The sequence below is a fragment of the Legionella gresilensis genome (genome assembly GCF_900639865.1).
GTDB classification, from domain to species: domain Bacteria; phylum Pseudomonadota; class Gammaproteobacteria; order Legionellales; family Legionellaceae; genus Legionella_C; species Legionella_C gresilensis.
This window is the reverse complement of sequence record NZ_CAAAHX010000003.1, coordinates 355094-370541: the sequence shown is the minus strand read 5'-3', so window position 1 is coordinate 370541 and position 15448 is coordinate 355094. Positions and strand designations below refer to the sequence as shown.

The following is a 15448-nucleotide window of genomic DNA, read 5'->3' as shown; positions in this document are numbered from 1 at the left end:
AGCGAATTAGCGTTCTAAACGGGGTCTTATGACAAAGTATATCTTTATTACAGGCGGTGTGGTTTCTTCACTCGGTAAAGGAATCGCTGCTGCTTCTCTTGCTGCCATCCTTGAAGCCCGAGGTTTAAAAGTAACCTTAATTAAACTTGATCCCTATATTAATGTTGATCCAGGTACTATGAGTCCTTTTCAGCATGGCGAAGTCTTTGTTACGGCTGACGGGGCAGAAACTGATTTAGACTTGGGTCATTATGAACGTTTTGTGCGTACAACCATGACCAAACGTAATAATTTCACCTCAGGAAAAATTTATGAAACGGTCATAAAGAAAGAAAGACGAGGTGATTATTTAGGCGGTACAGTTCAAGTTATTCCTCATATTACAAATGAAATTAAGCGCTCTATAAAGCTAGGTGCTGATGGCTTTGATATCGCTATGGTTGAAATTGGTGGAACAGTAGGGGATATCGAATCACTGCCTTTTTTAGAAGCAATCAGGCAAATGCGTATTGAATTAGGTGCTCAACGATCTTTATTTATTCATTTGACCTTAGTGCCTTATATTGCAACATCTGGAGAGACCAAAACAAAACCTACTCAGCACTCTGTAAAAGAATTACGCTCCATTGGTATACAGCCAGATATTTTAATCTGTCGCTCAGAAAAAATGTTATCAGCAGCCGATAGAGCAAAAATTGCTCTATTTACTAATGTTGAAAAAGAGGCTGTTGTTTCATTAGAGGATGCCCAGAGTATTTATCAAATTCCTATTATTCTTCATGAACAAGGTTTAGATGAAATTGTATTAAGGAAATTAAGCTTAGAGTTAAAACCAGCTGATTTAAGTGAATGGCAAGCGGTTGTTGAAGCACAAACTATCCAAACAATGGAAGTTAAAATTGCTATGGTTGGTAAATATACAGAACTTAATGATGCCTATAAATCAATTAATGAAGCCTTATATCACGCCGGAATACACACGCAAACGAAGGTTAAGATTGTTTATATTGATGCTGAGCTAATAGAGAAGCATGGTACTGAACTATTACAAAATATTGATGCTATTTTAATCCCTGGTGGTTTTGGTGAACGCGGAATTGAAGGAAAAATTAAAACAGTTCAATATGCACGTGAAACTAAAACACCTTTTTTAGGAATTTGCCTTGGTATGCAGACTGCTGTGATTGAATTTGCGCGTAATGTGGCCGGATTAGCTAGCGCCAATTCAACAGAGTTTGATAAAAATACTCCTTATCCTGTAATTGGTTTAATTACAGAATGGTTAGAAGAAGATGGGCGAGTTAATATACGCAATGAAAATACCGATTTGGGTGGAACTATGCGCCTCGGCGCCCAAGCCTGCCAACTAGATGCTCAATCTAAAGCATTTAATACGTATAAAAAATCTACTATTATCGAGCGTCACCGTCATCGTTATGAAGTAAATAATAAGTTTATAGATGTTTTAATAGAGAAAGGTTTAGTTATTTCTGGTCGTTCAGCTGATGGAGCTTTAGTCGAAATGATTGAATTACCTAATCACCCTTGGTTTATTGGTTGTCAATTTCATCCTGAATTTACATCAACGCCTCGGGACGGCCATCCTCTTTTTGAGCAGTTTGTAATAGCCGCTCGTTATTATCATGAGCAAAAGGATAAAGCCTTATGAAATTATGTCATTTTGAAGCGAGCTTAAAAAGTCCTTTATTTTTAATCGCAGGCCCCTGTGTTATTGAGAGTGAAGAATTAGCTTTAGAAACTGCAGGCTATTTAAAAGAAATTTGCATGAGTCTAGAAATTCCTTTTATTTACAAGTCATCTTTTGATAAAGCAAATCGTTCATCTATTGCTAGTTACCGGGGACCGGGATTTGAAAAAGGTCTTTTAATTCTTGAAAAAGTAAAAAAGACAGTCGGTGTTCCTGTTTTGACTGATGTTCATGAAGACACTCCTCTATTAGAAGTAGCAAGTGTAGTAGATGTCTTACAGACGCCTGCTTTTTTGTGTCGTCAAACTAACTTTATTCAAAATGTTGCAGCCATGGGTAAACCGGTCAACATTAAAAAAGGCCAATTTTTATCACCTTGGGAAATGAAGCATGTTGTTGCGAAAGCTAAAGCCTGTGGTAATGAGCAAATTATGGTTTGCGAACGTGGCGTGAGTTTTGGCTATAATAATCTTGTTTCAGATATGCGTTCATTACAAATTATGCGCGAAACAGAATGCCCAGTTGTCTATGATGCTACTCATTCTGTTCAACTTCCGGGTGGTAATAACGGTAGCTCTGGTGGTCAACGAGAGTTTATTCCGCCATTAGCTCGTGCAGCAGTTGCAGTAGGAATTTCTGGCATATTCATGGAAACTCACCCTAATCCTGACCAAGCGCTAAGTGATGGACCCAATAGTTGGCCGTTGCATGAAATTAAGTCTTTATTAGCGTCTTTAATTGACATTGATAAGATAGTTAAAACACAACTTGCTTAATTTATAGGTTAAGCTTCGTCCTACAGCCTTCACTTTACCTACTTTCCCGGCTTGCCTACGAAGCCCATGCAAGATCTCATAACTAGATTCCGCGGACAAGCCGCGGAACGTAGGCAATAAGAGATAAACTTTCTTTATCCTATTAATACTAACAAAGCGCTAAGTGATGGGCCCAATAGTTGGCATGAAATTAAGCCTTTATTAGTATTTTTAATTTGAAATTGATGAGATAGTAAAAGCGCAGTTTGCTTAATTTAAAGGTTGAGTCTCAGTTAGCCATCTGGCTAAATAAGTTTGTTTGTCTTTTCTATTTATAAGAAACCATTCCTTTACCTACGTTCCGCGGCTTGTCCGCGGAATCTATTCAAGATGCAGAATGTAGGCAATATGAGAAAGGCTTTCTTTAGCATAAAAAAATCCCGGCATATGCCGGGACAAGTAGCGGAGAAATAGGATTATTCACGGCCTGAAAAGGCACTTAATAATTGTAATAGGCTAATGAAAAGGTTGTAGATTGATACAAATAACGCCACAGTTGCAGATATATAGTTTGTTTCGCCACCATGAATAATTTCACTAGTTTGAAATAAAATCAAACCAGAAGAAATTAGAACAAACGCAGCTGAAATGGCTAATTGTAGAGCTGGAATCTGAAAGAAAATTCCTGCAATCATAGCTAATAGGGCAACCATAACACCGATAAATAGGAAGCCGCCTAAGAAGCTAAAATCTTTACGAGTTACCAGTGCATAACCTGATAATGCAAAGAAAATCATACCTGTACCACCTAAAGCAGTCGCAACTAATTGCGGTCCATTAGCGTAGTTGGCAATAACTAAATTAAGTATTGGGCCTAACGTGTAGCCTAAAAATCCAGTAAAAGCAAAGACGCTAATTAAGCCTAAAGCACTATTTCTTAATGCATGGGTTAAAAACATCAATCCATACACGCCAACAATCATTAAAATTGGATTCATTGGCCTAACATTCATTGCAAAGGCAGTATATGCTGTAAAAGCACTGAATAAAAAAGTCATACTTAACAGAAGGTAAGTATTACGTAATACCTTATTAGTTGCTAGTACCGATTCATTGCGCTGGCTTAAAATCGTTACATCATTCTGTTTCATATATCGCTCCAAAGTAATTTATACTGTTATTGTAGCATATGTGGGGATAATTATTAGGTTTTTCAAGTCTATACACACTTAAAATAGCATGCAAGGGGTTAAATTCCTAAAGCTTTTAAATACTTATATTTTTACATTCAATATTGGAAGAATTATGGTTAAAGTAGCAGCTATACAAATGACTTCATCAAGCTCGATTACTGCAAATATAAGTATAGTAGAAAAATACTTGCAGGAAGTGGCTAATCAAGATATCAGCCTTGTAGTATTACCAGAAAATTTCGCTTTTATGGGGACTAAAGAGGTTGATAAATTAGCGATAGCAGAAGAATTTGGCAATGGATTAATGCAAGATAGTATAAGTCGGCTAGCTAAAGAATATAATCTATGGCTTATTGCTGGAACTATACCTATTAAAACAAATGGTACTCGGATACGTTCAGCTTGCTTAGTTTTTGATAATAAAGGTTTATGTCAAGCAAGATACGATAAAATTCATTTGTTTGATGTTGAGGTTGCTAATAGAGAGGCTTATCTTGAATCTGCTACTGTCGAGCCTGGAGATAAGGTTGTAGTAGTTGACACCCCTATTGGTCGTGTAGGATTATCAGTTTGCTATGATGTACGTTTTCCAGAACTCTATCGTCAATTAGAAAGTAAAGGTGCCCAGTTATTTGTTGTTCCGTCAGCTTTTACTGCTATAACGGGCCTTGCGCATTGGGAGATTTTATTAAGAGCGCGGGCTATAGAAAATTTGTGTTATGTTTTAGCGCCTAATCAAGGTGGTAAACATGAAAATGGCCGAGAAACCTATGGCCATAGTATGATTATTGATCCTTGGGGAAAAATATTGGCAGAAAAAATTAATAATTCCGGTATAGTTAGCGCATCAATTGATTTAGCTCAACTAGAGATTCTCCGGCAAAGATTTCCCTGCAACCGGCATCATATATTATAATCGTAGAATTACATTAATTGTTTCGGCGCTTTAATAGGTAGGCTCTTATGACTCAGGCATTAACTCTCGCTAAAGATATAATTTTAAAACCTGCATCGCTTGATGAAACAGCAATTGAAAAACTGTTAAAGTCATTTATGGGCCGCCATATAGATGATGCTGATCTTTATTTTCAAAGTAGTATTTATGAATCCTGGTATTTAGAAGATTCTGTAGTAAAAAGCGGCAGCTATTCTATTGATCGTGGTGTAGGCATACGCGCAATAAGTGGCGATAAAACAGGTTATGCTTATTGTGATGACATCTTTTTATCAGCTATTGAGCGTGCTGCAGATGCTGCTCGCTCAATAGCATTAACATCTGCAAAACCTCTGCATTCAGTTGCTATTCAAGGTGCACCTATTGAAAAGTATGCTAGCATCAATCCTATTGATACTATGACAAAGCAAGAAAAGATTGCTTTATTAGAAGCTATTGATAAGGAGGCAAGAAGGCTTGATCCACGTGTTATTCAAGTGAATGCTTCCTTAAGCGGTTGCTATGAAGCCGTTATGGTGGCTGGGTTACATGGTGAATTAGTTGCCGATATTCGCCCTTTAGTAAGTGTGAATGTGAGTGTCATTGTTGAAGATAAAAATGGCCGACGTGAAGCAGCACGTTCAGGTGGTGGCGGTCGTGTCGCATATTCTCATTTCTTGCAACAAGAAAAAGCATTGGAGTATGCTCGAGAAGCTGTTCGCGAGGCTCTAATTAATCTGGAAGCTGAAGCAGCACCTGCCGGTACTATGCCCGTAGTGCTTGGACCAGGTTGGCCTGGTGTATTATTGCATGAAGCAGTAGGTCATGGATTGGAAGGAGATTTTAATCGAAAAGGGCTATCAGCTTTTTCCGGTAAACTAGGTCAGCAAGTAGCTGCAAAAGGAGTCACTGTCGTTGATGATGGCACGTTGCCAGATAGACGTGGTTCCTTAACCATTGATGATGAGGGAACACCAAGTCAATGTACAACATTGATTGAAGATGGCAAGCTTGTCAATTATATGCAAGATAAATTAAATGCGCGTTTAATGGGGATGCAACCTACTGGAAATTGTCGCCGTGAATCTTATGCTCATTTACCTATGCCACGCATGACTAATACTTATATGCTTGCAGGCGCACATGAGCCAGAAGAAATTATTCGCTCAGTGAAGCGAGGCTTATATGCCGTTAATTTTGGTGGCGGGCAAGTTGATATAACCTCGGGTCAATTTGTATTTTCTGCTAGTGAAGCTTATTTAATTGAAGATGGTAAAATAACTCAACCGGTTAAGGGCGCAACACTTATTGGTAATGGCCCTGATGTGATGAAGAAAATTAGTATGATAGGTAATGATCTATCACTTGATCCGGGCATTGGTGTTTGTGGCAAAGATGGTCAGTCGGTGCCAGTGGGTGTGGGCCAACCTACATTAAAAATTGATGCCTTAACGGTTGGGGGAACTCGTTAATTGGGCAGATATATAAAATTATTTAAATTAAGTTCTCTGCTCTTAATTAAAGAGCAGAGATTTGAGTTGTTTAGGGTTTAAAGGTTCTTGTCGCTAAAGAGTCAAGGCTGTGTAAATCCTTAGTTCTAGTCGCAGCCGCTGCCGCAAAATCAGAACCGATGCCAAACTCATTACGTGAAAGAATGATTTTCTGAGTGGTATCATAAGTAGGTAATACCCAAAAAGGATCATCAAAAGCGCGAACTTTAGCACCCATTAATTTAGCAAACTTTTTCCCAAATGCGGTACTTACTACGCCGTCGCAAGTATAAAGCCAAATTTCAGCATTAGCGCCCCATGCTTTCTTTAAATTGGCTAATGTTGTTTTATTAGCAGTATTACTTTTAATTGCAGCAATAACGGCTGCATCAACTCCGGGGGAATTAATATCGGCGTTGGCGGGGATGGTAGTACCCCATTTACCTTGAGTAGTTAAGGTACCCATCAAGCCAATATTATTTGTTCCAGCATATAAGAATAAATTTAGACGAACTACTCTTGAGGGATGACTTTTACCAAAGCCAGGTACTTTGGGAGCAAAATAAGTCACTGAGCTGATTACATCTGCAAGGGAAGTCATAACTTGTCCAAAAGGTTTAGTAGCCTGATTATTAGCATTGGTGGCAGCAGGGCTAATAGCGTCAAAATCTTCAGCAGACGGGATCCATTTATCATTCATTAAACCTTGTACCTCAGCCGCTTCGTCAGGCCAGGGACTAGGAAAATTAGCATAACAAGCTAGTTCAAAACTAATAACGCCACTTACTTTTGCAGAAGAGCCACTCTTTCCTTTGGTAGCAGGAATGATACTGGCGCCTGAAGTGCCAAGCATGCCCCAATTCATTTTTGATAAGACTTCATCTGCCCGGCTAGGGCTATTAAACATATTTCGATATTCTTCAGGAACGCCAGGCATATAAGAATCATCAAAAGTCTCACCTGATTCTGTTCCTCCACTACCACCAGGGCCAGGTGAAGTTGAGCCATCAAATCCACTACTACTTCCATCAATTGTGCCGGAATTACCCATACGAGGCGATTGTTTATCCATCTCAGTAGCTGTGTTGAATAAAGCACCACTTTCAGAAATATTTTTAGCAGAGCCTCCACCACCAGAAGGGATTCCCATGGCAGCTAGTGCAAGTTGAGCTGCTATTCGTTTTTCCTCAATATCCTTTTGAGCGGCAACTGCAAGATTAGCAGCTGCTTGCCTGCCTGCTTCAGTGCTTGCACTAGTGGCGTGGCCAGCAAGTGTTTGCGCTAAGGAGGATGTGGCTGCAAGTCCTGCCATATCACGGAACATATTACCATTTTGTACTGCATTTAGAATGGCGCCAACCCCGGTTGGATCAGGTAAAGGTGTTGGGTTCATGATGTTTAATACAGGTGCGCCTAAATGACCTGGGGTAGCGTCAACGGGTTGGGCTCTAGATTCCATTTGGATTGCTGCAATTTCAGGTGGTTGTAAAGGAATAGGAGAGTCTTGCCAGTTCCAGAATCGAGTGGCGTCGAGTTTTTCTGCCGAATTAGAGCGACCTAATACGGCTTCGGCAAATACACCACCCGTAGGAATAGGGACAAGTTGTTCGGCAGCACTAGCAGCTCCTAAGACTAAGCCGCGTTCTTTAAGCCAGGCTTTCCAATTTTTGTGTGATGCATCTAAATTATTATTTTCATCTCGTTCTTGGATACCGGCGGCTTCGACAAAGCTTGGCATGCGAAATACTAAATAATTACTAGCTATCATAATAGGATTTGGATCGATTAAATCTGCAATAGGTTTACCTTCAAAAGTATAAGCAGAAAGAAGTAATGCAATGCTGGAAGGATCTAATGCGCGCCAAATAGCTTGACTATAATGTAACCTATGTTGGTCAAGATGAATTCTTAATTCCGTTTCACCTTCATTCGCTATAAAGCGACACAATGGTAAATCTATAGCATTAGGTGCAACTTCAATAGGAATGCTAATTGGAAACTTAGCACTACCATAATTTAGTTGGAGCGTTAATTTGCCAACAAGATAACTTGTGCTTGTAGAAGAGACGCGAATTTCACTAATCTCTTGAATAGGAATTGCATCATTAATTGCCCATTCTAAAATACTTACGCTTGAAAAATTAACCAAACTCCCAGATTGAAGTCGTACTTTTACGCCACTAATTGTAATAGGAGAATTACCTTGAGCACGTAACTCAAAGGTTATCCCGCTAAGCTCAGTCTCGCCAGGTAAAAATAAGTCGCTTGTTCCTGGTTTAACAATAGTTCCTAAAGTAATTCTAGAAGCCCTTAATAATTCTTCTTTAACCCATGAAAGATGATCATTAAAGTTTGTTGTCGTTGCAGGTGTTTCGGCTGGCTCATTAGTTACATTTTCTGTAGAGGCAGTTTCACTCTCTGATAAGTTGATAGCGCGAGCAAGAGTAGCTGTTGCTGTTCTTGTAGCTAAACGATCAAGTCTAGAAAATCTATCAAAAATAGTTTTTGTTGGCCTTACAGGTAAAGAAGGTTTAATCATAACGGAACCGAATTCGGCCCTCAATAATTCTTGAGCACGACGATTTAGGGCAGCATTAGCTAATACACCCTGATAACGTTCAATAATAGATCTATCAAAGTTCACTAATTTCATGGGAATAAATAAGCAGCGTTCAACCTGATGTAATTGGACGTTAACCCGGTATATTTCGATAACCTCAAAATATTGCACAGTTAAGGCATGCATGTGGTTATAGTTAGCAATAATCCGTGTTGAAACACTTTGATGTTCTTCTTCCGAAACTTCTTTAACTATTGATGCGCGTCGATCACGCACTGACGAGGCTGCTTGTTGAGTTGCATCCGAAACACGTTGATTCATCGTTGCTGCTAGATTGCGAGCGCCTGCAGAGGAGGAAAAGCTCTCAGCATTTGAAGTTGTTGTAGCAGATGATCCGCTGCCACCTAAAGTTAATGGACCTAAGCTTAGGCCTAATCCACCACCGCCTGCACTGGTTGTTGAGCTACCATTTGTACGCGAAAATCCTGTTTGTACTTCTGAAGCAACCGCTTCTTGGACTTCACTGATAGCACGATTATGAGTACTGGTATTTGTTAGTTGTTCTGTTTCAGAAATATTTTCTTCACCCGTTGCGCGAGTTTGGCGAGCCCAGTTTAAAACAGCAATGCGTGTACTTTCTCCTGGCGCTAGTGCCACACTATGTAATAAGTTTCCAAGTGTTATTCCCTGAGCAAACCAAGATTGAGCAAAGGTTAGTACTGCACCTACCGCTGGGGCTTTAAAGCCAAAATCGGCAGAAACCGTGGGCGATATATCAATAGGTCCTGCTGAATTTAAATCAATTGTTTCTCCTGGTGTAACTTGATCAATAACAACACTCTGATAATAATGCCGTTCGGTAGGATATTCGCCTAAACGTGGTACAAGTTCGCTAGCTTCTTCATCTTGATGAAGAGGTGGTATTGCTGCATTTAAAATTACCAGCGCTGCGCAAAAAGGTGGCCATCTACCTAAATCGCCTACCGTTTCTACTTGTAAATTCTTTTTAATTTCTGTAGCCAGTGTTGTGTCAATTTCTCTTAACAGAGCAATGTCTACCTCTACTAATGAGTCAGGTGTTGCAGGTGAGTCGGAATCAATAAAACTACTTGGTATTCGCCCTAAGCGAGCTGTAATTGAGTTGCCTCCACCCTGAGCTGCGTTAGCAATTTCAAAAGCTATTTTAAAAAGTGGTGAGCTGGCAAGATCATAAATCTTTTTTATACCTAGTTTATTTAAAGTTTGCTCTGTCTTATCAGAAATACCTAATAAGGCTGAAACAGGTTGTCCTAAAACAGCTAGAGCATCCATTTTGGTATAGCTAAATTTTAAGCCATCACGATAAGACATTTCTTTTCCCTAAGAATTTTTTTCTTTATCGGCTTGTTTAGCTAAAAGTTAAATCATTTTAACTGTGATAATTGCACTTTAGAATATAGGTTAAGTAAGGTATTTGATTGATGAATTGGTTATAAGAAAATAGTTTAGTAAGAAAGTTAAAGGCAGAAATTACTTGTTAGATTGTTTCGCTAAATAAATTTTAGTAATTTACGGTATATTCAGTTTACTTAGCTTTTTTATAGTTTTTAATTGGTTTTAATAATCGTCTAACTAATTTTTCCTTATATTATTAATTATTATTAATAACTTTTACCGATAAATTTATATATATCAAAGGTTTTAAAATATAAAACTACACTTTGTATTAAAATTTTTTATACTTATCTCTAAGTAATTAAAAAATATAGAATTTAAATTTTTTATTATGTTAAAATTAAGTTTTTTATAAGCCTTAGATTTTCATGAAAATAGATTTAAATACAGTAAAAACAATTATATCTAGTATAGATTCAACGTATAAAAATGACCCAAATATTGCTTTTTATATAAATTATTATGAAGAGCTGATGATTAAGATGGTCGCATTGTTCAATGAACATGAACAGAATCCATCATCCTTTTTATTTAAGAAATTAAAACTAGTAGCTCAACAAATTGAAAAAATTTATACATGTAATGTAGAAAATATAACTAAAGATAATTTCTACAATGATACTTTTAGATTTCAGAACTCAAAGTTCAGGGGAGCCATGCTTATTTTTGTTGAACACATAATATTTGAAGCACATCAATTAATATTTGCATGTGAAGATAATTTAACGACATCAAAAGATGTTAGGGAAAAACAGAATGAAGGTGATATCAAGAAATTAACTGATTTAATTAAATTAAAACTTAAAGTTTCTTTAATTGACGAAAATTCAGAGAGCCTCGCGAAAATTGACCAAAAAATTAATGAAGAAGTTTATAGAGTCGCTCAAGTTTTATTTGGTGAAGAAGAATCAAGCGTGACTGTAAAAAAATTACGTAGCCTAGAGACTGTGTTTACAGAACTTGGCCAAGAAAACGCCTATCACCTTGATGAGTTAAATAAGGCAAAAAAAGAAATTAAAGAGTTACGCCAAAAACTTGAATCAACCAGTACAACTTTTATGACAGAACTTAGTAGATTAGAAACCCAAAGAAGTTTGGATAATCAAAACAATACTAGCTTACTTAATCAGCTACAATTACTAATTCTAGAAAATAATAACTTAACAAGAAATGTTAGAAGTGATATGCAGCAAATGCAGAATGAAATTGTAGCTTTAAAGGCACCAAATGCAGCCTTCCCCTCGCAAGGTAATAACTCATCTAGGCTCATACCTCATGAACATGATAAAAAGCATTCCGGTATTAGCCATTTTTTTCGAAAATTTTGATTCCATCGTAAACATTACTCAATTTAAACAGGGGCAAAATTAATTAAATTAAAGTACACTTAAATAATAAGTGTACTTTAACTAGTGAATGCTGTCCTGGTTCCCATAACTATGCTAATTTCAGTAAAAGTGTCTGAATTTCAAAAATACGTTCTTCGGCAGTAATTTTGTCTAGCATAAAACGTAATTTAGTGGGGCCTTCTAGTCGATACCGTTTCGCATGGACTTGAATTAAGTTGATTAAAACGCTGGTATTTATTTTAGGATTTTCGCTAAATTCAATTTTACCTTGCTGCTCTGAAGCATTTATTTTATTAATGCCTAGCTGGGTGGCTAGTAATTTAAGCTCTGTAATTAAAATTAAATTTTTAACCGGTTGTGGTAAAAGACCAAACCTGTCAATCATTTCTATTTGTAATTCCCTTAATTGATCTTTATCTTTGGCATTTGCAATTCGTTTATACATGATTAAACGAGTATGAATATCATTTATATAGTCTTCAGGAATAATAGCACTAATACGTAAATCAATTTCAGGGCCTTGTTGAATAGGCGCGGTAAGTTCGGGTGTTCTACCTGCTTTCAAATCTTCTACAGCTTTATCTAACATATCCATAAATAAGTTAAAGCCAATGGCCTGCATATTGCCGCTTTGCTCTTCGCCTAATAACTCACCTGCGCCTCTGATTTCCATGTCATGAGTTGCCAATGTAAAGCCTGCACCTAAATCTTCTAAAGAAACAATTGCTTCTAAACGTTTTACCGCATCCCGTGTTAATAATTTTTGATTTGGCGTTAGAAGATAAGCATAAGCTTGATGATGGGAGCGGCCAACTCGTCCGCGCAGCTGATGCAATTGGGCTAAACCAAATTTGTCTGCTCTATCAATAATAATCGTATTGGCCGTGGGAATATCTATGCCCGTTTCAATAATTGTTGTACAGACTAAAACATTAAAGCGGTGATGATAAAAGTCAGACATGATCTTTTCTAGCTCACGTTCACGCATTTGACCGTGTGCTGCACGCACTTTAGCTTCAGGGATTAGTTGCTGTAATTCTTGTCCTATTCTATCAATGGTTTCAATATTATTGTGAACGAAGAAAACCTGTCCACCTCGTAAGATTTCTCGTAATAAGGCTTCCCGAATAATATTGTCTGTTTTTTCTTGCCAAAATGTTTTGATTGTTAGGCGCTTTGCTGGCGGTGTTGCTATTAAAGAAATATCGCGAATGCCAGCCATAGCCATATTCAATGTCCGAGGTATAGGGGTTGCTGTCATTGATAGAATATCCACATTTAAGCGCAATGCTTTGATATGTTCTTTTTGTTTCACCCCAAAGCGATGCTCTTCATCAATGATTAATAAGCCTAAGTTTTTAAATTGAATGTCTTTAGAAAAAAGTTTGTGCGTACCTATAACAATATCAATACGACCATCTTTTAATGACTCAATAATTTTTGTGGTTTCTTTAGTGCTACGAAAGCGAGAAAGCAATTCAATGTTTATAGGAAAATCAGCGAAACGATCACGAAAATTTTCATAATGCTGCGTTGCAAGCAACGTGGTAGGAACTAAAACGCAAACTTGTTTACTATTTTGTACTGCTAGAAAAGCAGCACGCATAGCAACTTCAGTTTTACCAAAACCCACATCGCCACAAATTAGTCTGTCCATGGGGCGTGGCGATTGCATATCTTGCATTATTTGTTCAACTGCATGCGCTTGATCAGGTGTTTCAATAAAGGGAAATCCGCTGGCAAAGCGCTGATAGTCTTGTTGATCAATTTGGTAGATAAAACCAGGCTTTGTTTCGCGTTTGGCATAGATTTCAAGTAATTCAATGGCGACATCATGAATTTTTTCTGCCGCTTTTCTCTTTTCTTTTTGCCATTGATCACTACCTAATCGATGTAGGGGGGCATGATCGCTATCTAAACCAGTATAACGGCTTATTAAATGCAAAGAGGTAACAGGCACATAGATTTTATCATCACCTGCATAGGCTAAAACTAGAAATTCGTTGGCATTACCGTCATTATGAAGTGTTTTTAAACCTTGATAGCGTCCTACGCCAAATTGTAAGTGTACAACTGGTGCCTGCAATTGGAGTTCTGCTAAATCGCGAATGATTAAATCAGGATCAACCGATTTAGTCGTGCTACGCCGTTGTGGAGTACTGTAATCACCATACAATTGCGCCTCAGTGATAAGCACAATTTTTTCTTCAATTAATTCAGCGCCATCTGCTAGAGGGCCAACGATAATACCTATATGGTGATTGCTATTTAGAAAATCTTGCCAAGTATCGTAATGGGTTGCTGACAAATTTTGCTGTTTCATTAAATCCAGCAATACTTCACGTCTGCCAGCACTCTCTGCAACAATAAGAAATCGATTGTCAGGATTTGCTAAATAATCAGTTAATTTTTTTAAGGGATTAGCGGCTTTCCGATCAATAAATAAACAAGGGCCAGCTTGAACAGGAAAATTAAAGGCATTTTTCTTTTCTTTTTTATCATGATAACAATGAATTTGTTGGAAAAGATTGGCTTTGGTTAGAATTTCATTGGACGAAATAAAGGCATGTTCAGGTTGTAACAAGGGACGGGAAACATCGTAGCGACGTTGTTCATAACGAGTAGTTACTTCATGCCAAAATGTTTCTGCTTGAATAGAAATATTATCAATTGTAAAAATAGTGGCATCATCAGGAAGATAATCGAAAAAGGTAACGGTATTGGTAAAAAACAAGGGTATGTAATACTCAATGCCAGACGGAAGTTGCGCATTACTGATAGCTTCATAAATAGGACTTAAGCTTGGGTTGCCTGGAAATTGTTCCCTAAATGAGCGACGAAATAAAGTAATGCTTGACTCATTTAAAGGAAATTCTTTTGCGGGTAGTAGTTTAATTTCTTCAATTTTAGCAATGGTGCGCTGTGTTTCAGTATCAAACCGACGTAAGCTATCTATATAATCATCAAAAAGTTCAATGCGAAAAGGATGGGTGCTTCCCATAGGAAAGACATCAATAATAGAGCCGCGAATAGCAAATTCGCCACGTTCAATTACTTTATTAACTGCGTAATAACCTGCTTCTTGCAAATGATATTGAAATTGAGATAGATCTAATTTTTGCTGTTCTTTAAGTATAAAGGCATACTGATGAAGAAATTGAGGTGGCGCTAAACGATGCATTAATGTAGCAATTGAGCTTATAACAATCGCGTTGCTTGTTTGTTGTAAGCGGCTTAAAGTCAATAAACGTTCAGAGATAATATCTTGATGAGGTGAAAATTGATCATATGGCAGTGTTTCCCAATCTGGAAAAAAAAGTATTTCTTCTGAATTAGAAGAATTATAGAAAAATTGTAGCTCGTCAAGTAATTGAGTAGCAGTTAAATTATCTGGTGTAATAATTAATTTAATGCCCGTGTGTTTTTGAAAGTATTGAGCTAATATTAATGGGAGGCTAGAACCATACAATTGGCCCCAGGTTTGCTTTTTGCCAGGTTTTGGAATAGATGTCAGCATAATACTACAATTAAGCAAAAAATAATCAGGCAGTATACTATAACTATTATAATTTTCGGTAAAAATTATAATCAAAAACTGAGATTAATTCTTCCACTTAAATTGAAATTAAGTGGAAGATTACTTTCCTATTATTCAGGTAAGCAAGAAGGATTGCAATTATTTGGATTAATACTATTTGCGTCACAAGCATTCTTAGCCATAGCAAAAGCACGATCTTGGCTAGGTGCAAAGAATGACCAATGATCACCTTTTAAGTTACTAACAACGCAATGCCAACGGCCACCACTCACACCATTATCAATGCAAGTAGGATTGCAATTATTTGGATTAACACTATTTGCATCACATGTGTTCTTTGCCATAGCTTGAGCACTCGCTTCTGTAGGCGCAACAAAAGTCCAGTGTTGGCCTTTTAAATTAGAAACATTACATACCCAATTTGCTTGCGCCGAAAAGGAAATTAATGCTAAAGCAACTGCACTTGTAATTAATTTTAATTTCATAA

General features: G+C 37.4%; 9 protein-coding genes. 5 read left to right on the top strand and 4 right to left on the bottom strand.

Going from position 1 to position 15448, the window contains the following annotated elements:
- Positions 1-28: 28 nt before the first annotated feature.
- On the top strand, positions 29-1669 hold the full coding sequence (gene pyrG / locus E1P04_RS05265) for a CTP synthase (RefSeq protein WP_131781869.1): 1641 nt from the start codon (positions 29-31) through the stop codon (positions 1667-1669).
- Positions 1666-2484 carry a 3-deoxy-8-phosphooctulonate synthase gene (kdsA, locus tag E1P04_RS05260; protein WP_131781868.1) on the top strand — a complete coding sequence of 273 codons (819 nt, stop codon included), beginning with the start codon at positions 1666-1668 and terminating at the stop codon, positions 2482-2484. Before pyrG ends, kdsA begins: the two co-directional genes overlap by 4 nt.
- A 455-nt stretch (positions 2485-2939) precedes the next feature.
- Here the strand turns inward: kdsA and E1P04_RS05255 are convergent, their stop codons facing one another.
- Positions 2940-3614: a Bax inhibitor-1/YccA family protein gene (locus E1P04_RS05255; RefSeq protein WP_131781867.1), complete on the bottom strand. Its 675-nt coding sequence runs from the start codon at positions 3612-3614 to the stop codon at positions 2940-2942.
- Between the two features lie 154 nt (positions 3615-3768).
- Here E1P04_RS05255 and E1P04_RS05250 point away from each other — a divergent pair, with 154 nt between their 5' ends.
- A complete protein-coding gene (locus E1P04_RS05250; protein ID WP_131781866.1) occupies positions 3769-4572 on the top strand; it encodes a carbon-nitrogen hydrolase family protein in 804 nt (267 codons plus the stop codon).
- Between the two features lie 47 nt (positions 4573-4619).
- Positions 4620-6062: a metalloprotease TldD gene (gene tldD / locus E1P04_RS05245; RefSeq protein ID WP_131781865.1), complete on the top strand. Its 1443-nt coding sequence runs from the start codon at positions 4620-4622 to the stop codon at positions 6060-6062.
- Between the two features lie 70 nt (positions 6063-6132).
- On the opposite strand, the gene E1P04_RS05240 is transcribed toward tldD, so the two are convergent.
- Positions 6133-9990 (bottom strand): hypothetical protein, encoded by a 3858-nt coding sequence (locus E1P04_RS05240; RefSeq protein WP_131781864.1) that lies wholly within the window; start codon positions 9988-9990, stop codon positions 6133-6135.
- A gap of 452 nt (positions 9991-10442) precedes the next feature.
- Between E1P04_RS05240 and E1P04_RS05235 the strand changes: the two genes are divergently transcribed.
- On the top strand, positions 10443-11402 hold the full coding sequence (locus E1P04_RS05235) for a hypothetical protein (RefSeq protein ID WP_131781863.1): 960 nt from the start codon (positions 10443-10445) through the stop codon (positions 11400-11402).
- A gap of 109 nt (positions 11403-11511) precedes the next feature.
- Here the strand turns inward: E1P04_RS05235 and mfd are convergent, their stop codons facing one another.
- Positions 11512-14940, bottom strand: coding sequence for a transcription-repair coupling factor (gene mfd, locus E1P04_RS05230; RefSeq protein WP_131781862.1), 3429 nt, complete (start codon positions 14938-14940; stop codon positions 11512-11514).
- A 131-nt stretch (positions 14941-15071) separates the two neighbouring features.
- Positions 15072-15446 carry a hypothetical protein gene (locus tag E1P04_RS05225; RefSeq protein ID WP_131781861.1) on the bottom strand — a complete coding sequence of 125 codons (375 nt, stop codon included), beginning with the start codon at positions 15444-15446 and terminating at the stop codon, positions 15072-15074.
- Positions 15447-15448 lie beyond the last annotated feature (2 nt).

What these genes read in the sequence shown, in the direction of transcription:
- tldD (WP_131781865.1), top strand. Translation starts at nt 4,620, where the DNA reads ATGACTCAGGCATTAACTCTCGCTAAAGATATAATTTTAAAACCTGCA.
- E1P04_RS05255 (WP_131781867.1), bottom strand. Translation starts at nt 3,614, where the DNA reads ATGAAACAGAATGATGTAACGATTTTAAGCCAGCGCAATGAATCGGTA.
- mfd (WP_131781862.1), bottom strand. Translation starts at nt 14,940, where the DNA reads ATGCTGACATCTATTCCAAAACCTGGCAAAAAGCAAACCTGGGGCCAA.
- E1P04_RS05240 (WP_131781864.1), bottom strand. Translation starts at nt 9,990, where the DNA reads ATGTCTTATCGTGATGGCTTAAAATTTAGCTATACCAAAATGGATGCT.
- kdsA (WP_131781868.1), top strand. Translation starts at nt 1,666, where the DNA reads ATGAAATTATGTCATTTTGAAGCGAGCTTAAAAAGTCCTTTATTTTTA.
- E1P04_RS05250 (WP_131781866.1), top strand. Translation starts at nt 3,769, where the DNA reads ATGGTTAAAGTAGCAGCTATACAAATGACTTCATCAAGCTCGATTACT.
- E1P04_RS05235 (WP_131781863.1), top strand. Translation starts at nt 10,443, where the DNA reads ATGAAAATAGATTTAAATACAGTAAAAACAATTATATCTAGTATAGAT.
- E1P04_RS05225 (WP_131781861.1), bottom strand. Translation starts at nt 15,446, where the DNA reads ATGAAATTAAAATTAATTACAAGTGCAGTTGCTTTAGCATTAATTTCC.
- pyrG (WP_131781869.1), top strand. Translation starts at nt 29, where the DNA reads ATGACAAAGTATATCTTTATTACAGGCGGTGTGGTTTCTTCACTCGGT.